Consider the following 20,117-nt stretch of genomic DNA (forward strand, 5'->3'; position numbering starts at 1 on the left):
CTGGATTTACAGCGAAACCCGCCATGTTAAACAAATACAATCCCGCCGAAATCGAAGCCAAGCATTATCAAAATTGGCAAGCCCAAGGTTATTTTCAGCCCGATATGGCTGCCGAAGAATCTTTTTCCATTCAATTGCCGCCACCCAATGTAACCGGTACGTTGCACATGGGCCATGCGTTCAACCAAACCATTATGGACGGCCTTACCCGCTATTATCGCATGAAGGGCCGCAACACCTGCTGGATTCCCGGCACCGACCATGCGGGCATTGCGACGCAGATTGTGGTTGAGCGCCAGTTGGCCGCGCAGGGCGTCAGCCGTCATGATTTGGGGCGGGCAGCCTTTCTGGATAAGGTTTGGGAATGGAAAAACGTATCCGGCGGCACCATCACAGAGCAGATGCGCCGCATGGGCTGCTCGGCCGATTGGCAACGCGAATACTTCACGATGGATGATACGCGCGCGAAAGTGGTTACCGAAGTGTTCGTTCGCCTGTTTGAACAAGGTTTGATTTACCGCGGAAAACGCTTGGTAAACTGGGATCCCGTGCTTGGCACCGCCGTTTCCGATTTGGAAGTGGAAAGTGTGGAAGAGCAGGGCTCGATGTGGCATATCCGTTATCCTTTGGCTGATTGCCCGGATGAGGCCATGATTGTGGCAACAACCCGTCCGGAAACATTATTGGGCGATGTGGCGGTAGCCGTTAATCCCGAAGATGAACGTTACGCCCGTTTCATCGGCAAAGAGCTGTTGTTGCCGTTGACGGGGCGCAGAATTCCCGTGATTGCGGATGAATATGTGGAAAAAGATTTCGGCACCGGCTGCGTCAAAATCACGCCGGCGCATGATTTTAACGATTATGAAGTCGGCAAACGTCATGATACGAAGTTAATCAACGTATTCGATTTGGAAGCAAAAATATTGGGTGAAGCCGAAGTATTCGATTACAAAGGCGAAATTCAGACAGGCATTGCTTTGCCGGCGGCTTATGTTGGCTTGGATCGCTTCGCCGCCCGTAAGCAGATGGTGGCCGATTTGGAAGCGCAGGGGCTTTTGGTTGAAGTAAAGCCGCATACCTTGATGACGCCGAAAGGCGACCGCACCGGCTCGGTAATTGAGCCTATGCTGACCAGCCAGTGGTTCGTTGCTATGTCTGCCGCACCGAACGGCGGCGAGCCGGAAAGCGAATTCAAGGGCATGAGTTTGGCTCAGAAAGCGAAACATGCGGTAGACAGCGGCCAGGTGCGTTTTATTCCTGAAAACTGGGTTAATACATACAACCAATGGATGAACAATATCCAAGACTGGTGCATTTCGCGCCAGCTTTGGTGGGGTCATCAGATTCCTGCTTGGTATGATGTGGAAGGCAATTGTTACGTTGCCCGCAGTCAGCATGAAGCGGAGCAACTGGCAGGCAAAAACGGCCTTACCCGCGATGAAGACGTTTTGGATACTTGGTTTTCTTCTGCGCTTGTGCCGTTTTCCACCTTGGGCTGGCCTGCCGAAACGCCTGAGCTAAAAGCCTTTTTGCCAAGTAACGTTTTGGTTACCGGCTACGAAATCATCTTTTTCTGGGTGGCCAGAATGATTATGATGACTACCCATTTTACCGGCAAAGTGCCGTTTAAAGACGTTTATATCCACGGCATGGTGCGCGACCATGAAGGCAAAAAAATGTCGAAATCCGAGGGCAATGTGATTGATCCGGTGGATTTGATTGACGGAATCGATCTCGAAAGCCTGTTGGTAAAACGCACCACGGGTTTACGCCGGCCGGAAAAAGCGCCGCAAGTGAAGAAGGCTACGGAGAAGCTGTTTCCGGAAGGCATTCCGGTGTTTGGCACCGATGCTTTGCGTTTTACCATGGCGAGCTATGCAAGTCTTGGCCGCAGCATTAATTTTGATTTCAAACGGGCCGAGGGTTATCGCAATTTCTGCAATAAATTGTGGAATGCCACCAATTTCGTGCTGATGAATACGGAAGGGCAGGATTGCGGTACCGACGAAACTTTGCCGCGTGCGTATACTTTTGTCGATCAATGGATGATTGGCCGCTTACAGCAAGTGGAAGCCGCCGTTACCGAGGCTTTCGATACTTACCGCTTTGATTTGGCGGCGCAAACGCTGTATGAATTTGTGTGGAACGAATATTGCGATTGGTATATCGAATTGGCCAAGGTGCAATTGCAAACCGGTTGCCCGACCACGCAGCGTACCACCCGAGCTACGTTGCTGCGTGTGTTGGAAGCTGCGCTGCGGCTGTTGCATCCGATTATTCCGTTTATTACCGAGGAATTGTGGCAAACGGTTGCGCCTTTATGCGGTCGGAAAATCGCCGACAGCATTATGTTGGCTAAATTCCCGCAAGCCGATGCCGAGAAGATTGCACCTGCCGCTTTTGAAAAAATGGACGTTTTGAAAGGTTTGGTCGAATCGGTGCGCAACCTGAGAGGCGAGATGGGTTTGGGCCCGGGGGTAAAAGCACCGTTGTTTATCGAAGGCGGTAAAGATTTGGAGGCATTTTTAAAATATTTGCCCGCGCTTACCCGCTTGACCGAAGCCACGCTGGTAGAGAAATTACCGGAAGGGGAAGATGCGCCGGTATCGGTATGCAAAGAAGCCCGAAACGCCCGTTTGATGTTGAAGGTGGAAATCGACAAGGCCGCGGAAACCGCCCGTTTAAGCAAAGAGGCGGAAAAGCTACAAAAAGCATTGGATAAAATCAACGCCAAATTGAGTAAACCGGGTTATATCGAAAAGGCGCCTGCGCATTTGGTGGAAAAAGACCAAGCGGAGCTGGCTGATTTGCAGGATAAAATGGCCAAGGTTACGGCGCAGTTGGCGAAGTTGGGCTGATTGCTGTTGCATTAAAAATGCCTATCTGAAATATTCAGACAGGCATTTTGTTTGCCGGTTAAGTTTAAGCGTTTAACAGGCGCTCATCCAGTGTCAAATCTTCGTTTTTATTGACTTGGATTTTGCGTGTCAGCACGTTGCGGGCGATGTCTTGCGCTTCGGCGAGCGAGTGCATGTGGTAGGTACCGCATTGGTATTCGTTGAGCTCGGGAATGCGCGTTTGGTCTTGCACATTTAATACGTCTTGCATCGAAGCAAGCCATGCGGCGGCAACGGTTTGCTCGTCGGGCGTGCCGATTAGGCTCATGTAAAAGCCGGTGCGGCAGCCCATCGGCGAAATATCGATGATTTCGACATCGCTGCCGTTTAGGTGGTCGCGCATGAAACCTGCAAACAGGTGTTCCAGCGTGTGAATGCCTTTTTCGGGCAGGATTTCCTGATTCGGAATACAAAAGCGCAAATCGTAAACGGTAATGCTATCGCCTTTCGGGGTACGCATGGTTTTGGCAATGCGCACGGCAGGCGCGTGCATGCGGGTATGGTCGACTTTGAAGCTATCGAGTAAAGGCATGATATGTCCTTTTTTGGGGTGGTATTTGAAAAACGGATACTGAAGCCTGCCTGAAAATCTTGTGCGTGCTTTTCAGACAGGCATTATGCAAGAGGCAGGCTATTTTACCAGTTTGAGGCCTTTTTTCTTGGTTTCGCCGCTTTCGGGTTCGGCGGGCTTGTCGGCAGGCGGATTTTTTTCTGCCGCTGGCTGCCAAGGCTCAACTTCAAACCCCATGCCTTCGCCGCTTTCCCTCCCGAAAATGCTGATTACATGACCTACCGGTATCCAGATTTCATGCGCTACGCCGCCGAAGCGGGCGGAAAAGTTGATCCATTCGTTATCAATGTGAACATCTGGGCTGGCGGTGGGGCCGATGTTTAAAACGATTTCATTGTCGCGCACATATTGCATCGGCACGCGCGTATGTTCGTTTACCCATGCAACGATATGGGGCGTTTGGCTGTTGTCGAGACACCATTCATAGAGGGCGCGCAACAGATAGGGTTTGGTGCTGGCGGTCATGGCGGTTGCTCCTTGGCGGGCAAGCGGGGCTGGCCCGAGGGTTTGGGTTAACGGCGCATTGCTTTTTCGGCAGGGGTAAGCGCTTCGATAAAGGCTTCCCGTTGGAAAATTCGCTCTGCATATTTGAGCAGAGGTGCGGCGGATTTGCCCAGTTTGATTTCATAGTGGTTCAGGCGCCACAACAAGGGGGCAAGGGCAACGTCGATCATTGAAAATTCATCGCCCAATATGTATTTGTTTTTACTGAAAGCCGGCGCGAGAATGGTCAGGCCGTTTGCAATTGCTTCGCGTGCTTTGGTATGCTCTTTGGGGTGGGTTTCCGGGTCTTCCAATACATGAACGTGGTTGAATAGCTCTTTTTCCATGCGAAACAGCACCAAACGGCCGCGGCCGCGCATCACCGGATCGCCCGGCATCAATTGCGGGTGGGGAAAGCGTTCGTCTATGTATTCGTTGATGATGTTGGATTCGTGCAGAATCAGGTCGCGCTCCACCAATACCGGCACTTCGTTGTAAGGGTTCATAACGGCAAGGTCTTCGGGCTTGTTAAATACGTCGACATCTTTGATTTCGAAATCCATGCCTTTTTCATATAAAACAAAGCGGCAGCGGTGGCTGAACGGGCAGGTAATGCCGGAATATAAAATCATCATGGCAAGAAGCTCCTGAAATGGTTTGGCTATGACGGGCAAACCCATCAGTAGTATGGGTTTGCCCGTCAGTGCAGAAAGGAAAATATAAGTAAGTATAATATTTTTACGTGAAAAAACCAACAAATTGATTATAAGTTAATATTTTTATTAGGTATTTCTTGATTTTTTGAATTTTGGTTTTCGTGCGGACACGTTTTCACGCTGGCATTGTTTTCTATTTTTGCCACCAGAAAAGTGCGGCATAACACCAGCCGACAACGTCGGCCAGCCACAGGATGAGGTGAAAAACGGGAAAGCGCAGCATGCTGAGGCCGAGGCGGTCGGCGGCGCTCTTGGCTTTTTCGCCAAGGAAGTTGCCTTTATCGCTTTGATCTAGGGTAATCAGATTCAGCCAGATGCTGCCCCATATGATGGTAATCAAAAACCAGACAAACAAAAGGGCGGCGGTGGCGAGTGATAAAAGTGAGAAGTGCATGATGTATTTGTGGATTTAAGTGAGTTGCCTGTTTTGATGCCTGTCTGAAAGCAAGGCGCGGTTTTTTCAGGCAGGCATCGTGGTTTATGCGGTTTTCGGTGCTTCGCCGAACACTTCGGCCCATAGGGTTTTTACTGCAGCGTAATGGGCAAGCAGCTCGGCTCCGGCTTCGATTTTTTCGGCGTCGCGCAGCTTTTTATCATGTTGGCATTTGCGGAAAAAACGGTAGGCACGGCGGCTGGCGCGGGCGGATTCGGCATCAATCAGGCCGTGCTCGGCAGCCATGCGCAACAGGGCGATGTTGCCGTAGTTTTCCAGCAGGGCGGGGCAATGCTGCGATTGCGAAAGAATCAGATATTGTACGATAAATTCAACATCTACCACGCCGCCGCGCGCGTATTTTACGTCGGTATCGAGCGGCGGGTGGGTGGGGAACATTTTTTCGCGCATGTCGATGATTTCGTGGCGCAGGCTTTCGGTGTCGCGCGTTCCGGTTAGGATGTCGCGGCGGATTTTTTCAAATGCTCGGCCGATGTCGGGCGAGCCGGTAATGTAGCGGGCACGGGTGAGCGATTGGTGCTCCCAAGTCCATGCGCTTTCGTGCTGGTATTTTTCAAATGCGGTTACGGTGTGGGCAAGAAAGCCGCTGTCGCCGTTCGGGCGCAGACGCAGGTCGACTTCGTATAGGGTACCGGCGCCGGTGTTGCCCGAGAGCCAAGTGGTCAGACGACGGGCGAGGCGGGTGTAAGTATCGGGCGCGTCGGGATGAGGATCGTCATACAGATAAACGAGGTCAAGATCGGAAGTGTAGCCTAATTCTTTGCCGCCCAATTTGCCATAGCCGATGATAGCGAAATTGGGCGTTTCGCAATGGGTTTTCGGCATGTCGCGCCAAGCGTGAATCAGCGTTTGTTCCAGAATGATGTCGGTTATGATGGAAAGCTCGTCGCTGAGCGCTTCGACCGTCCACAAACCGGCCAAGTCTTGCACGGCGAGGCGGAAGGTTTGCGCGTGTTGAAAGTGGCGCAAGGCATCCATCTTGCTTTCCGTATCTTCGCAGGCTTCGAGCGTAGCGGCCAGATCGGCGGCGACTTTGGGCCAATCTTGTTCTTTTTCCATCAGTTGGGCGGAAAGCAGGCTGTCGAGCAGTAAGGGGTGGCGTTGCAGATAGCCTGCAACCCAAGAGCTTTGGCTCATGATTTCGGCGAGCTGCTTTAATTGGTTGGGATATTCTTGCAAAAAGGCCAGATAAGATGAGCGGGTGCTGACGGTTTCAAGAAAATCCAACAGACGCAGCAGGGTTTGCGTGGGGTGATGGCAATCGCCCGCTGCGCCGATGATTTGCGGAACAATGGCATCAAAACGCTGCAGGGCGCGTTGGGACAGGCGGCGGTATTTGCTGCTGTGTCTGATTTGAGCCAGCCGTTTGATAATGGCGGCGGCATCGAAACCGAGCTGTTCAAGCAAGGCGGTTTGCGTGGTTTGGTCGCCGTCTTCCTGCCAAAGTAGCGCCAGATCGTGCGGGCTTTCGCTCGGTGCTTCTTCAGGGTCGGCAAGCACTTGTTCGAATATCTGGTTGACTGTTTTGCGGTGTTGGTTAAGCTTGTCTGAAAAAGCCGGGTAGTGTTCGAAGCCCATGCTTTCGGCCAGTCGCTGTTGCTGTTCGGGATTTTCAGGCAGGGTTTGGGTTTGCTGGTCGTCCCAGTATTGCAGCCGGTGTTCGACGTCGCGCAAAAACCGATAGGCTTCTAAAAGTTCGGCAACGGTATGGGCGGGCAGAATTTCCAATTCTTCAAGTTTGTGCAGGGTTTCCTGCGTGCCTTTCAGTTGCAGCGCGCGATTTTGTCCGCCGCGTATCATTTGAAATATCTGGGCGATAAATTCGATTTCGCGGATGCCGCCGGCGCCGAGTTTGATGTTGTCGGTCATGCCTTTTTTCTGCACTTCGCGCCGGATTTGCCGGTGTAAGCCGCGCATGGCTTCATAGGAGTTGAAATCAAGGTATTTTCGGAATACGAAGGGGCGCACGAGCGCGGGGATGTCGTTGGTATACGGTGTGACGACCCGACCTTTGCACCATGCGTAGCGCTCCCATTCGCGGCCTTGCGTAATCAGGTATTGCTCGAGCGCGGTTTCGCTGAGTACGAGCGCGCCGCTGTCGCCGTCTGGCCTCAGACGCATGTCGACGCGGAATACTTGGCCGTCGGCGGTGATGTCGTTGAGTAGGGTTATGAGTTTTTGGCCGGTTTTGGTAAAGAATTCTTGATTGGTACGTTCGCGTTTGCCGTTTGTATTGCCATTTTCCGGGTAAACGAAAATCAGGTCGATGTCGGATGACACGTTTAGTTCGTAGCCGCCGGCTTTGCCCATCGCAACCACGCTCAGGTATTGCGGCTCGCCGCTGTAGCGGCCTATCGGCGTGCCGTACATATCTTGATAGTAGGCGTAGGCGTAATCGAGTGCGGTATTAACGGCGAAGTCGGCGAAGCGGGTAATGGTGCCGGTCACTTCTTCCAATGTGCTGATGCGATTGATGTCGCGGATGATGATGTGTGCCATCACGTAGCGGCGCAACAGGCGCAGCTGGCGGGCAAGCTCGGCTTCGTTTTCATCGTGTTGCAATTTCTGCCAGTCGGCAAACTGCTGAAAATCGGCGTCGGTCAGGGCTCGGGATAGCAAGGGCTCGAGTACGGTAGGATTAAGATTGCCGTTATCAAGATGGCGGGCAAGGTATTGGGAATGGAGGCGGGCGTTGGCAATGGCAGACATGGTTTCGTGTTTTCAGACAGGCATTGGAAAAGGCGGCATTCCCAGATAAAGCGGGAAATGAAGCGTGTTTGCTATAGTATCAAATGCCTGTCTGAAAAACCACTTTGGTTTTATAATGGCGTTTGCTAATGAAGCAAATAACAAAAGATTGTCGAGCGATGAAGCAAAAACAACGATTTTTATTGATTCAGTTGATGCACCACGGCGACGTGTTGCTCACTACGGCGGTAGCCGATGCCTTAAAGGCCGCACTACCCGATTGCAGCATCGATATGCTGGTTTATAAGGGGATGGAAGACGTTGTGACAGACAACCCTCTGATTGCGCGTATCCATACCATAGATCGAAACTGGAAAAAACAAGGGAAATTGTTTCAGGTCAGGCAGGAAATTGCCTTGGCGCGCTGGATACAGTTTCAGGATTATGATGTCGTATTGAATTTTTCCAACCGCTGGCGTGCCGGCGCGCTTGCTAAATATAGCGGCGCAAAGCGTGTGCTGACGTTTAATTGGCATAACCGGCGCAATGTGCTCTGGCGCAAATTCCATACCGATTTTGTCGAACCGGGCGGCATGGATATTCATACGGTAGACGACTACCTAAGCCTGCTTGAGCCGTTAAAGCTGGATTTGAAAGGTTATCGACCGCAAGTGCGCATGGGCATTTCCGAGGCTTCGCGCCATAGTCTCGGGCTGAAGCTGGCAGAAAGAGGTTGGAAGGGCGAGGATTATGTCTTGGTGCATCCCGGCTCGCGTTGGTTTTTCAAATGCTGGGATGACGATAAAACTGCCGAGTTGCTGAAGAAACTGCTTGCTGCCGGACACAATGTGATATTGACCGCTGCGCCCGATGCACGTGAACATGCCATGCTGGAAAAGTTGCAATCGCAAATTCATATTGCGATGCCACAGAAATTATGGGTGCTCGACGGTGTGTTGAGTTTGCGCGAGTTGGCCGCCGCGATTGACGGCGCGAAATTGTTTATCGGCGTTGATTCCGTGCCCATGCACATTGCTGCCGCGCTTGATAAGCCGCAGGTCGCGCTGTTCGGCCCGAGTTGGGTCAGCCGCTGGCGGCCTTATTCCGATAAGGCCGAAGTGGTGTGGGCGGGCGATTTTGGTGAGCTGCCTCATCCCAACAGCATTGATGTGAATACGACCGAGCGCTATTTGAGCAACATTCCGGTTGATGCTGTTTGGGCTGCCGTCGAGCAGAAATTATCTTCGTAAAGCACATTTTCAGACAGGCTTTTTGCCTCTCTTTAAAAGGAATTTTATGAATCCGACCATCTACCAAAAGCGCCGAAAACAGCTGTTAGACAAAATCGGCGATGGCATTGCCGTATTGTTCAGCGCGCCCGAACAGCGTCGAAGCAACGATACCCAATACCCTTATCGTCAAGACAGCTATCTGTATTACCTCAGCGGCTTTCCTGAACCCGAATCGGTATTACTGCTGGATGGTAAAACCGGCCGTAGCACCTTGTTTTGCCGGGAAAAAGACCCTTTGCGCGAAACATGGGATGGTTTCCGTTATGGTCCGGAGGCAGCGCAGGCGGTGTTCGGGGTGGATGAAGCCTATCCTTTGTCTGAATGGCAAAGCAGATTGTCAGAAGCGATTAAGGGCAGTAGTGGCCTTTATGCTTTATGGGGGCTTTATCCTGAATACGACCAAGAGCTGATGCGGCTTTGGTATCCTGTTAAGCAAGCGGCGGTTCAGCGTGCGGTAACCGGATTTGTGCAAGCGCCCGAGGTTTTAAACGATCTGAGCCGCATTCTGGATCCGATGCGCCAAATCAAAGATGCGAGCGAAATTGATTTGCTGCGCCGTGCGGGCAGCATCAGTGCGCAAGCGCATATCCGAGCCATGCGCTACACGCGCCCGGGTCTGTATGAATATCAAGTCGAAGCGGAATTGTTGCACCATTTTATGCAAAACGGCGCCCGCTATGCGGCTTATAACAGCATTGTCGGCGGCGGAAAAAATGCGTGCTGCCTGCACTATGTTGATAATAACAATATGCTTCAAGATGGTGATTTGCTGCTGATTGATGCCGGAGGCGAATTTGAAAACTATGCCGGAGACATTACTCGTACTTTCCCTGTAAATGGCATATTCAGCTCGGCACAGAAGGAAGTGTATGAAATCGTACTGGCTGCCAACGAAACAGCTATCCAACAAACTCTGCCCGGTGCTTATTGGAAAGACATTCAGAAAAAAGCGTTAGAAACTCTAGTTCAAGGCCTGATTGACCTTAAGCTGCTCTCAGGCAGTTTGGATGAAAATATTGAAAGCCAAGCGTACCGCCGTTTTTATATGCACGGGCTGGGCCATTGGATCGGATTGGACGTGCATGATGTTGGTGGCCGTTATCATGCCGACGGAAGCCTGTTGCCATTGTGCCCGGGTATGTGCACAACCATTGAACCGGGGCTCTACATTAGTGCAGCACCTGATATTCCGGCTGAGTTTCACGATATCGGCATCCGTATCGAAGACAATGTATTGATTACTGAAAACGGAAATGATGTCTATACTTCGGAGGTGCCGAAAACGGTGGCTGAAATCGAGGCTTTGATGCAGCGTTGTTAATATTTTAAGTGAGTGGTAGCAGCTTCTCAGGGTTATACAAAGTTAAAGATGATCAAAAATAGAATAATACACAAGTTTAATGTCTTAATTAAAACCTAGTTGATATTAAATAAATTGATTATCCGTAACGATGTTTGAAGTCGGCCATAAACTTGGTTAACTCTTCTACCCCAGATAGGGGCATGGCATTGTAAATGCTGGCACGCATGCCGCCAATGCTTTTATAGCCGCTGAGTGATTTTAAGCCGTAAAAAGCGGCTTCTTGGGCAAATAGTTTGTCTAAAGCGGCATTTCCAGTCGTGAAAATCACGTTCATGTAAGAACGAGCGTTGGGTTGGATGGGGTTGGTGTAAAAACCGCTGCTGCCATCAATAGCCTCATAAAGCATTTGAGCTTTTAAATTGTTCAGTTTTTCGATTTTCTCTACGCCCCCTTGCGTCTGCAGCCACCGGAAAGTCAATCCGGCAATGTAGATGGGGTAAGTGGCAGGGGTGTTGTACATGCCTTGTTTGTCAATGTGAGTTTTGTAGTTCCATACGTTGGGTATGCGTTCTGAGCAACGTTCCAGCAGATCTTCTCGTATGATAACTACAGTGGCGCCGGCAGGGCCTATATTTTTTTGTGCGCCGGCATAAATGACGCCGAAATCGTCAACTTGGATTCGGCGCGATAAAATCTCGCTCGACATGTCACAAACCAAAGGCGGCATTCCCTCGGGCAATTTAGGCATCTCGCGGTATTGCAAGCCGTTGGCTGTTTCATTGCTTACAAAATGAACGAAAGCCGAGCCTGCGTCAATATCCCAATCTTCTGCCGGCGGCAAATCGGTATAGTCGTATTGTTCACCACCGTGTGCGGCCAGATGGATATCAACGTCAGACAGTTTGCCCATTTGCGAATGTGCAGTTGCAGACCAGTTGCCGGTTACGACCGAATCGACCTGTTTGAAACCATTGGCAAAGTTCATTACAACCATATTGAATTGGGCGTTGGCACCGCCTTGCAGAAATAATACTTTGTAGTGTTCCGGAATAGCTAGAAGCTGTCGCAAATCTTGTTCCGCATGATGGAGAATGCTCATAAACATATCGGAACGATGGCTCATTGTCATGACCGAAAGGCCGGTGCCGTTGTAATCAAGCATTTCATTTTGTGCTGTGCGTAAAACAGCTTCCGGCAGGGTGCCGGGGCCGGAAGAGAAATTATAAACGGTGGGTTCGGACATGACGAAAACCTATCTGGGCTAAGCCGATTTAATCGGAAGTTATTGCTATGATTAAGAAATAGGCGATGATTTTAGCGGTAGTGAGACCTTCGCGCAAGGTTGCTGCTGAGCGGGATGTTTGCTTGCCTGAATGGTAGAACAAATACTTTTCTTTTAGGAATAAAAGGTTTATAATCCGTAAAATTTTTCATTTATATTGAAGAATGGCCAGAAGGCCATTTTTTGTTTTTTTGCGGAGCAGAATTTGGATATCCAAAATATTCTTGAGAAAACTTTACCTGGGATGGGTTATGAATTGGTTGATTTTGAACTGACGGCCCAAGGCACATTGCGCATCTTTATCGATAAGGATGGTGGAATTACGGTGGAAGACTGTGCAACCGTGAGCAACCATTTGAGCCGTGTGTTTATGGTGGAGGATATCGATTATAAAAATCTGGAAATCTCAAGTCCCGGCCTGGATCGGCTTTTGAAAAAGGCTGATGATTTTATGCGTTTTACCGGGCAGCAAACTAAAGTGAAAACCCGGTTGCCGGTTGACGGACAGAAAAATTTTATCGGTCGTATCGAAGGTTGTGAAAACAACATTGTAAAGATTTCTTTCGATGGGAAAACAGTTGAGTTGGAATTAGCCAATATTGACAAAGCCCGTCTGAAACCCGAATTTAAATTTTAAAATTAATAAATCCTTAGGAGTTTGAGCATGAGTCGTGAAATGTTGCAGTTGGCCGAAGCATTGGCCAGCGAAAAAAACGTAGACCCTGATGTGGTATTTGATGCGCTGGAATTTGCTTTGGGCACTGCCGCTAAGAAAAAATCTGAACGCGAGCATATGGATGTGCGTGTCGAAATCGATCGTGAAACTGGTGAATATGCTACTTACCGCCGTTGGCTGATTGTGGCGGATGAAGATTATACCTATCCGGATACAGAAAAAACCATTGAAGAAATTCAAGAAGAAATCCCGGATACGCTGCTTCAAATCGGGGAGTATTACGAAGAAAAACTGCCGAATGAAGCATTTGGTCGCCAAGCAGCGCAAACGGCTAAGCAAATTATTTTGCAACGCATCCGTGATGCGGAGCGTGAGAAAATTCTTAATGAATTTTTGCAGCGAAAAGATGATATTGTGCTGGGTACTGTGAAACGCGTTGAGCGTCACGGCATTATTGTGGAAATCGGTAAATTGGACGCCTTGATTCCTCGAGATCAAATGATTCCGCGTGAAAATTATCGAAACGGTGACCGCATCCGTGCGCTGTTTTTACGAGTGGACGAGCAAGGCGCGCGTAAGCAGGTTATTTTAAGCCGTACTTCACGAGAATTTTTAGTGAAACTGTTCGAGCAAGAAGTGCCTGAAATTGCAGACGGTTTGTTGGAAATCAAAGAAGCTGCACGTGACCCGGGTCAACGCGCTAAAATTGCTGTTAAATCAAATGATCAGCGTATTGATCCGCAAGGTACCTGTATCGGTGTGCGAGGTTCGCGTATTAATGCTGTAAGTAATGAGATCAGCGGAGAGCGTATTGATGTGGTTTTGTGGTCGACTGAAACGGCGCAATTTGTGATTAATGCGCTTTCTCCGGCAGAAGTAACCCGCATTTTGATCGATGAAGACAAGCACGCGGTGGATGTGGTTGTGGCGGAAGATCAGTTGGCGCTGGCTATTGGTCGTGGTGGTCAGAACGTGCGTTTGGCTGCGGATCTGACGAACTGGCAATTGAATATTATGACAGTGCAGGAAGCTGAAGAGCGTCATGCTGCGGAAGATGCAGCCATCCGCAGTTTGTTTGTCGAACATTTGAACGTAGATGAAGAAACCGCAAATGTTCTGGTACAAGAGGGCTTTGCATCGCTGGAAGAAGTGGCTTATGTGCCGGCGGATGAATTGGTGGAAATCGGATTTGACGAAGCGACGGTTGAAACGCTGCGTAACCGTGCTCGAGATGCCATTCTGACCTTAGCCATCGCATCGGAAGAGAAGTTGGATGAAGTGGCCGACGATTTGAAGTCGCTTGAGGGCGTGGATCAGGATATGTTGCGTGATTTGGTTCAGGCAGGCATTAATGATCGTGACGGTTTGGCGGAATTGGCTATTGATGAATTAATCGAAATTACCGGCGTGAGCAAAGAAGAAGCTGAAAAAGTGATTATGGCTGCCCGTGCCCACTGGTTCGAAGAAGATAAATGAGAGGTAAGGCATGACTAAGAGTACCGTAGAACAATTTGCCGCCGACCTGAACAAGCCGGTCGACGAACTGTTAAACCAATTAAAAAGCGCGGGTGTGGCGACAACATCCGCCAGTGATGAAATTACTGCTGATGATAAAGCACTTTTGTTAGCCTATCTGAAACAAGGTCATGATACATCAGGCGGAACCATCAGTATTGCTCGTAAGAAAACCGAGCGCAGTACGATAGCGGGCGTGCAAGTGGAGACCCGTCGTCGTAGCCGTCAAGTGGTTGTGCCTTCTCCGGAGGAGTTGGCAGCACAGGCTAAAGCCAAAGCAGAGCAGGAACAAGCGTTGCAAGCGGCAGCAGAGGCCGAAAAACAGGCCAAAGAGGCTGCTGAAGCAGATGCCAGGGCTCAAGCCGAAGCGCAAAAACAAGCGGAAGAAGCCTTGCAGCAAAAAGCAGCGGCAGAGCAAGAAAAAGCGCCTGAGCCACAGGCAGCAGATAAAGAGCTGCAAGCGGAAAAAACTGCTGAAAAATCACCTCGTGCCGAAAAAACCGGCGGTAAGAAAAACAAAGAGAAGAAAAAAGAAGCAGCCGGCCCGGTAGAAGTGGTTAGTGCGGTTGAGCAGGCAACGCGTGATGAAGAAGCGCGGCGTTCCGCTGCTTTACGTGCGCATCAAGAAGCGCTGTTGCGTGAAAAACAGGAGCGTCAAGAACGTCAACAACGTCGTGAAGAAGCAAAAAAACAGGCTCAGGAAGAAGCGCGTGCAGCGCAAAAAGCGCGGGCTAATGAGCAGCGCTCTGCCAAACCGACTGAGAAGAAACCTTTGGCTGCTGCCGGTAAACCGGTTGCGAAAGATGATGGCCGTGTGAACGAAGAATCAAACGCAAACGGTGGCGGACGCAAAAAAGAAGACCGCCGTAAACGCGATGATATGGATGTTCAAACACGCGGTGCTAAAGGTAAAGGAGGCAAAGGTCGTGACCGTAACTCGGGACATAGCGACGAAGATCGCGTGCGCGGCAGCGGTAAAAAAGGCAAAAAACTCAAGCTCGAACCTAATCAGCATGCTTTCCAAGCACCGACTGAGCCGGTAGTGCATGAAGTATTGGTGCCGGAAACCATTACCGTGGCCGATTTGGCGCACAAGATGGCGGTTAAGGGCGTGGAAGTGGTCAAAACCCTGATGAAAATGGGGATGATGGTTACCATCAACCAATCGCTTGATCAAGAAACCGCATTGATTGTGGTGGAAGAAATGGGCCATGTCGGTAAGCCTGCCGCCGTCGACGATCCTGAAGCCTTCTTGGAAGAAGGCGTGGAAATTGTGGAAGCGGAAAAATTGCCGCGTCCGCCGGTGGTTACCGTGATGGGTCACGTTGACCATGGTAAAACTTCTCTGCTCGATTACATTCGACGTGCCAAAGTGGTGCAGGGAGAAGCCGGCGGGATTACGCAGCATATCGGTGCTTACCATGTGGAAACGCCGCGTGGCGTGATTACCTTCCTCGACACGCCGGGCCACGAAGCATTTACTGCCATGCGCGCGCGCGGTGCACAAGCGACTGATATTGTGATTCTGGTGGTGGCGGCTGACGACGGCGTTATGCCGCAAACGATTGAGGCGATCGCCCACGCGAAAGCGGCCGGTGTGCCGATGGTGGTGGCGGTTAACAAGATTGATAAAGAAGCCGCTAATCCTGAGCGTATCCGCCAAGAATTGACTAATTATGAAGTGATTCCCGATTCATGGGGCGGTACCACCCAGTTTATCGATGTATCCGCTAAACAGGGAACTAACATTGATGCTTTGCTGGAAGCCGTGTTGCTGGAAGCTGAGGTTCTTGAATTGATCGCTCCGGCTGATGCGCCTGCGAAAGGCATTATTGTAGAAGCCCGTTTGGATAAAGGTCGTGGTGCGGTAGCGACGTTGTTGGTACAAAGCGGTACGCTACGCAAAGGCGATATGTTGTTGGCCGGCACTGCCTTCGGTAAGGTGCGTGCGATGATGGACGAGAATGGTAAGCTGATTGAAGCGGCCGGGCCTTCTATTCCGGTCGAGATTCTGGGCCTGTCGGATGTGCCTAATGCCGGAGAAGATGCCATGGTGCTGGCCGACGAGAAAAAAGCACGTGAGATTGCTTTGTTCCGTCAGGGTAAGTATCGCGACGTGCGTTTGGCCAAGCAACAAGCGGCCAAGCTGGAAAACATGTTCAACAACATGGGCGAGGGCCAGGCGCAGAATTTGTCTGTCATTATCAAAGCGGACGTTCAAGGCTCTTACGAAGCCTTGTCTGGCAGCCTGCAAAAACTTTCCACCGAAGAGGTGAAAGTGAATGTATTGCACAGCGGAGTGGGCGGTATTACCGAGAGCGATGTGAATTTGGCCATTGCGTCGGGTGCGTTCATTATCGGCTTTAACGTGCGTGCGGATGCGTCTGCCCGTAAGCTGGCGGAAAATGAAGATGTGGAAATTCGCTACTACAACATCATTTACGATGCTATTGATGATGTGAAAGCGGCTATGAGCGGTATGTTGGCGCCGGAACAGAAAGAGCAAGTAACCGGCACGGTGGAAATCCGTCAGGTTATCAGCGTATCGAAAGTGGGCAATATTGCCGGCTGTATGGTAACTGATGGTCTGGTTAAACGTGATTCGCATGTTCGCTTGATTCGTAATAATGTGGTTATCCACACCGGTGAGTTGGCCTCGCTCAAGCGCTTTAAAGACGATGTGAAAGAAGTTCGCATGGGTTTTGAGTGCGGCTTGATGCTGAAAAACTATAATGAAATCATGGAAGGCGACCAGCTGGAAGTGTTTGATATTGTAGAAGTGGCGCGTACGCTGTAAGCGCTGAAAACTGTAAAAGCCTGTCTGAAAACATTTCAGACAGGCTTTTTGTTTTTGAACTCGGCTTTGATATGAATTGTATATCAATGTGGTTTATCAATCTTTTTGAGAGATACACGAGTTTATGATTGTGTTGTCTATGCCGTGGTTTTGTGACATTGTTGCTGTTTACTTCGTTTGAACGGTAATGAAAAAGATTAAACGGTATCGATGGGTAATATCGTGTTAAAGAAACTTTTTGAGAGCTGTTTTGTCAGATATAGTTAGCCCCGATATATAGCGGAGTGCTTAAATCATCTTTTTTATCTGTATGTTGCAGATTGCATCCGCTTATCCGTATATCCTATTGAAAGGACTTTTTGAAATGAAATTCATCAAAACATTAACTATTCTTGCAACGGCTTCAGCGATGGCATTGTCTGGTTGCGTTACCGACCCGACAACCGGGCAGCAAAAAATGAGTAAAACCGCTATGTACGGTTTGGGCGGCGCTGCTGCTTGTGGCGCGATTGGTGCGCTGACTCATGGCAGCAAAGGAGCACGCAACTCGGCTCTGGCTTGTGGTGCTATTGGTGCGGGCGTTGGCGGATATATGGATTATCAGGAAGCGAAATTACGTGAGAGTCTGAAAAATACCGACGTACAAGTTTCCCGCGAAGGTAACCAGATTAAATTGACCATGCCTAGCGCAGTAACGTTTGCGACCAACAGCGCGACTTTGAGTTCTGCTGCGATGGATTCGCTGAATAAAGCCGCGGAAACGCTGGTGCAATACCCTGAAACAACCGTAACCGTAGCCGGCCATACCGACAGCACGGGGAACGACAGTATTAATCAGCCCCTGTCTGAGCGCCGCGCCCGTTCTGTGGCCGATTATTTGGTTCAGCGTGGCGTTACCGGTTCACGCTTGAGCACTATTGGTTATGGTTCGCGTCAACCGGTTGCCAGCAATGACACGGAATCTGGAAAAGCGCAAAACCGCCGTGTGGAAATTTTGATTAATCCGACAGCCAATGCCGGTAAATAAACGTCATTAGTTGAACTTCAACTTAATGTGAATAAAATGCCTGTCTGAACATGTTTTCAGACAGGCATTTCTTTGAGGATAAGCAGGTCTCATTCACGACAAGATAAATGAAACCGTTGTAAATTCTAAGAGTTATTGATTATTCTCAATCGCTTGTTGCAGTTGCGCTTTGGGCGAGTAGCCGGCTTGCACTTTGCCGTTGGGGAAAATGATGGCGGGTGTGCCGGTAAATCCGAGCTGTTCGCCAAGCGAAGTGGTTTGTGCCACGGGATTGTCGCATTCCGGAACATGGGTAGGCGCTTCGCCTTTCCTCATCCACTTGGTCCATGCGGCAGTACGGTCTTTCTGGCACCAGATTTGAATGGCTTTCTGGTTTGCTTGCGGGTGCAGGCTGGTAATAGGCATCAGGAAGCTATAAATCGTGATGTCGGTCATCTGATCGAATTCGCCTTCCAAGCGTTTGCAAAATGGGCAGTCCGGATCGGAGAATACGGCCACTTTCAGCTTACCGTTGCCGCGCACTTCTTTAATCGCCATATTGAAAGGCAGGCTGGCGTAATCAACTTTGCTCAAATCGGCGGAGCGCTCTTCCGTCAGGCTTTTCTGGTTTTTCACGTCGATTAAATCACCGACAAACATGTAATCCGCATTGGCATCGGTGTAGACAACTTGATTGCCCGAGACCACGACTTCAAACAAGCCGGCTACCGGCGTGCTTTGCACGCTTTGTACTTTCAGCTTTTGTTGTCCGTAGGTTTGCTGGAGTTTTTCGGTAATGCTTTTGATGACATCGTCGGGCGCTTTGCTTTGAGCTGTTGGCGCGGCCGTTGCCTGATTTTTGGCGGTTTTCGGCGGCTGATTATTGCTGACTGTGGTTTGACCGCAGGCAATCAAGGGCAGAATGGTAAGTGAGAGCAGGGATTTGGATAGTTTCATGCTTAAGACTTTCAGAAATGTTTTCACTTTTCATTTTAAAATGTGCCACATTATGCCGAAACCTTCGCTGCAGACCAAGTAGATTTAAGTAATTTAGCAAAGGGCCGGTGCCGCTTGGCGGGTTTGTCAAAGCCCGTAACTTCATGCACAATGCCACAACTGCCTTACGGAAAATGTGTTATGACCCCGATTCTTGCTTTTGATATTGAAACCATTCCGGATGTGCGCGGCATCCGTTTGCTTTACGAATTGCCGGAAAACATTTCCGATGCCGAAGTGGTGGCTTTTGCACAACAGAAGCGGCGCGCGCAGACCGGCGGTGATTTTATGCAGCATCATCTGCATCAAGTGGTGGCAATTTCCTGCTGCATGCGCTGGGGTGCTGAAAAAATCCATATTGGCACCATAGGTGAAGCGCATGACAGCGAAGAAACCATGATTGCCAAGTTTTTTGATTTGATCGAAACGCACACGCCTCAATTGGTCAGTTGGAACGGAGGCGGTTTCGATCTGCCGGTGCTGCATTACCGCGCGCTGATTCACGGCATTACCGCCGCCCGTTATTGGGATATGGGAGAGGGCGATTTCGGTGATAGTCGAGATTTCAAATGGAACAACTATATTAGCCGTTACCATAATCGCCATTGCGATTTAATGGATTTGCTCGCTTTATATCAACCGAGAGCCAGCGTTCCGCTTGATGATATGGCTAAGCTTTGCGGTCTTCCCGGTAAATTGGGTATGGACGGCAGCAAGGTCTGGGAAGCCTACCACGCAGGTAAAATAACAGAAATCCGCGATTACTGTGAAACCGATGCTGCTAATACTTATTTAATGTATCTGCGCTTCTGCCTGATGAGCGGGGCGCTGGACGGTGACGAATACGAGCAGGAAATCCGCCGCATACGCCAATATCTGAAAACGCAGGAAGAAGCAGAGCATTGGCGGGAATTTATGGCAGCTTGGCACTAACGGATTTTGCTAGAGGGGCTTTCAAAATGGAATTAATTTTATTAAATTCAGTACATAAACCAAATAATCGACTTGGTTTTAATTAAAAGCTTATTTTTAATTATTTTGGTTGTTTCTAATTATCATTTTATTTTGGATATGCTATATAAAATATAAATCAAGCTGCCTGAATCAATCATCTCAAGCAGCTTGATTACGAGATTTATATCATTTATAAAATGAAATATAAAAATGACAGTATTATGCCAAATGCCGTATTAATGATAAGTATAGATAATACCAAATAAAAGCGGCAAGAATACTTCTAAGATAATATTAATAAGCTGGTGGTGCGTTGTATACCTCTAAAGCGACAACAGCCGCAACAGCTATGAGTGCAGGAATGAAACCGCCAGAAACCTGATTTAACTCATTTGAATTTAAAACTTGCATAGTAAACTCCTTTAAAGAAAAAATTTAGGGGCTGTCCTAGATAACTAGGGAAATTCAAATTTAAGTTAGAATTATC

The 20,117-nt window shown here is 49.4% G+C and carries 16 protein-coding genes; 8 read left to right on the top strand and 8 right to left on the bottom strand.

The features are described from left to right. Positions 1 to 23: 23 nt before the first annotated feature. Positions 24 to 2,858 carry a valine--tRNA ligase gene (locus Q4A84_RS01895; protein ID WP_303087228.1) on the top strand — a complete coding sequence of 945 codons (2,835 nt, stop codon included), beginning with the start codon at positions 24 to 26 and terminating at the stop codon, positions 2,856 to 2,858. 64 nt (positions 2,859 to 2,922) lie between these two features. On the opposite strand, the gene luxS is transcribed toward Q4A84_RS01895, so the two are convergent. The 5 genes from luxS to glnE form a co-directional block, all read right to left on the bottom strand. Beyond that, positions 2,923 to 3,429: an S-ribosylhomocysteine lyase gene (luxS, locus tag Q4A84_RS01900; RefSeq protein WP_303087229.1), complete on the bottom strand. Its 507-nt coding sequence runs from the start codon at positions 3,427 to 3,429 to the stop codon at positions 2,923 to 2,925. 99 nt (positions 3,430 to 3,528) lie between these two features. Further along, positions 3,529 to 3,933, bottom strand: coding sequence for a ClpXP protease specificity-enhancing factor (locus tag Q4A84_RS01905; RefSeq protein ID WP_303087230.1), 405 nt, complete (start codon positions 3,931 to 3,933; stop codon positions 3,529 to 3,531). A gap of 47 nt (positions 3,934 to 3,980) precedes the next feature. Then, positions 3,981 to 4,586, bottom strand: a complete 606-nt coding sequence (locus Q4A84_RS01910; RefSeq protein WP_303087231.1) for a glutathione S-transferase N-terminal domain-containing protein — start codon at positions 4,584 to 4,586, stop codon at positions 3,981 to 3,983. A 214-nt stretch (positions 4,587 to 4,800) separates the two neighbouring features. After that, entirely contained in the window at positions 4,801 to 5,061 is a 261-nt protein-coding gene (locus Q4A84_RS01915; RefSeq protein WP_303087232.1) for a hypothetical protein, read from the bottom strand. An 84-nt stretch (positions 5,062 to 5,145) separates the two neighbouring features. Next, positions 5,146 to 7,830, bottom strand: a complete 2,685-nt coding sequence (gene glnE / locus Q4A84_RS01920; RefSeq protein WP_303087233.1) for a bifunctional [glutamate--ammonia ligase]-adenylyl-L-tyrosine phosphorylase/[glutamate--ammonia-ligase] adenylyltransferase — start codon at positions 7,828 to 7,830, stop codon at positions 5,146 to 5,148. A 158-nt stretch (positions 7,831 to 7,988) separates the two neighbouring features. Here glnE and rfaQ point away from each other — a divergent pair, with 158 nt between their 5' ends. Next, positions 7,989 to 9,059, top strand: coding sequence for a putative lipopolysaccharide heptosyltransferase III (gene rfaQ / locus Q4A84_RS01925; RefSeq protein ID WP_303087234.1), 1,071 nt, complete (start codon positions 7,989 to 7,991; stop codon positions 9,057 to 9,059). A gap of 46 nt (positions 9,060 to 9,105) precedes the next feature. Next, complete coding sequence (locus tag Q4A84_RS01930) at positions 9,106 to 10,422, top strand: aminopeptidase P N-terminal domain-containing protein (RefSeq protein ID WP_303087235.1); 1,317 nt, start codon at positions 9,106 to 9,108, stop codon at positions 10,420 to 10,422. 118 nt (positions 10,423 to 10,540) lie between these two features. Here Q4A84_RS01930 and serC read toward each other — a convergent pair whose 3' ends face one another. Next, positions 10,541 to 11,647: a phosphoserine transaminase gene (gene serC / locus Q4A84_RS01935; protein WP_303087236.1), complete on the bottom strand. Its 1,107-nt coding sequence runs from the start codon at positions 11,645 to 11,647 to the stop codon at positions 10,541 to 10,543. Positions 11,648 to 11,891: 244 nt separating this feature from the next. Between serC and rimP the strand changes: the two genes are divergently transcribed. The 4 genes from rimP (at position 11,892) to Q4A84_RS01955 (ending at position 17,701) form a co-directional block, all read left to right on the top strand. Next, positions 11,892 to 12,323, top strand: coding sequence for a ribosome maturation factor RimP (gene rimP / locus Q4A84_RS01940; RefSeq protein WP_303087237.1), 432 nt, complete (start codon positions 11,892 to 11,894; stop codon positions 12,321 to 12,323). A 27-nt stretch (positions 12,324 to 12,350) separates the two neighbouring features. Beyond that, on the top strand, positions 12,351 to 13,838 hold the full coding sequence (gene nusA / locus Q4A84_RS01945; RefSeq protein WP_303087238.1) for a transcription termination factor NusA: 1,488 nt from the start codon (positions 12,351 to 12,353) through the stop codon (positions 13,836 to 13,838). 10 nt (positions 13,839 to 13,848) lie between these two features. After that, entirely contained in the window at positions 13,849 to 16,674 is a 2,826-nt protein-coding gene (gene infB, locus Q4A84_RS01950) for a translation initiation factor IF-2 (protein ID WP_303087239.1), read from the top strand. Between the two features lie 364 nt (positions 16,675 to 17,038). Further along, positions 17,039 to 17,701, top strand: a complete 663-nt coding sequence (locus Q4A84_RS01955) for an OmpA family protein (protein ID WP_303087240.1) — start codon at positions 17,039 to 17,041, stop codon at positions 17,699 to 17,701. Positions 17,702 to 17,833: 132 nt separating this feature from the next. Here the strand turns inward: Q4A84_RS01955 and Q4A84_RS01960 are convergent, their stop codons facing one another. Continuing rightward, positions 17,834 to 18,637 carry a DsbC family protein gene (locus Q4A84_RS01960; RefSeq protein ID WP_303087241.1) on the bottom strand — a complete coding sequence of 268 codons (804 nt, stop codon included), beginning with the start codon at positions 18,635 to 18,637 and terminating at the stop codon, positions 17,834 to 17,836. Positions 18,638 to 18,817: 180 nt separating this feature from the next. On the opposite strand from Q4A84_RS01960, the gene Q4A84_RS01965 reads away from it, so the two are divergent. Then, entirely contained in the window at positions 18,818 to 19,609 is a 792-nt protein-coding gene (locus tag Q4A84_RS01965) for a 3'-5' exonuclease (protein ID WP_303087242.1), read from the top strand. Between the two features lie 315 nt (positions 19,610 to 19,924). On the opposite strand, the gene Q4A84_RS01970 is transcribed toward Q4A84_RS01965, so the two are convergent. After that, positions 19,925 to 20,041 (bottom strand): class IIb bacteriocin, lactobin A/cerein 7B family, encoded by a 117-nt coding sequence (locus Q4A84_RS01970; RefSeq protein ID WP_303087243.1) that lies wholly within the window; start codon positions 20,039 to 20,041, stop codon positions 19,925 to 19,927. Positions 20,042 to 20,117 lie beyond the last annotated feature (76 nt).

Origin of the sequence: Neisseria sp., assembly GCF_030527965.1 — a bacterium.
GTDB lineage: Bacteria > Pseudomonadota > Gammaproteobacteria > Burkholderiales > Neisseriaceae > Neisseria.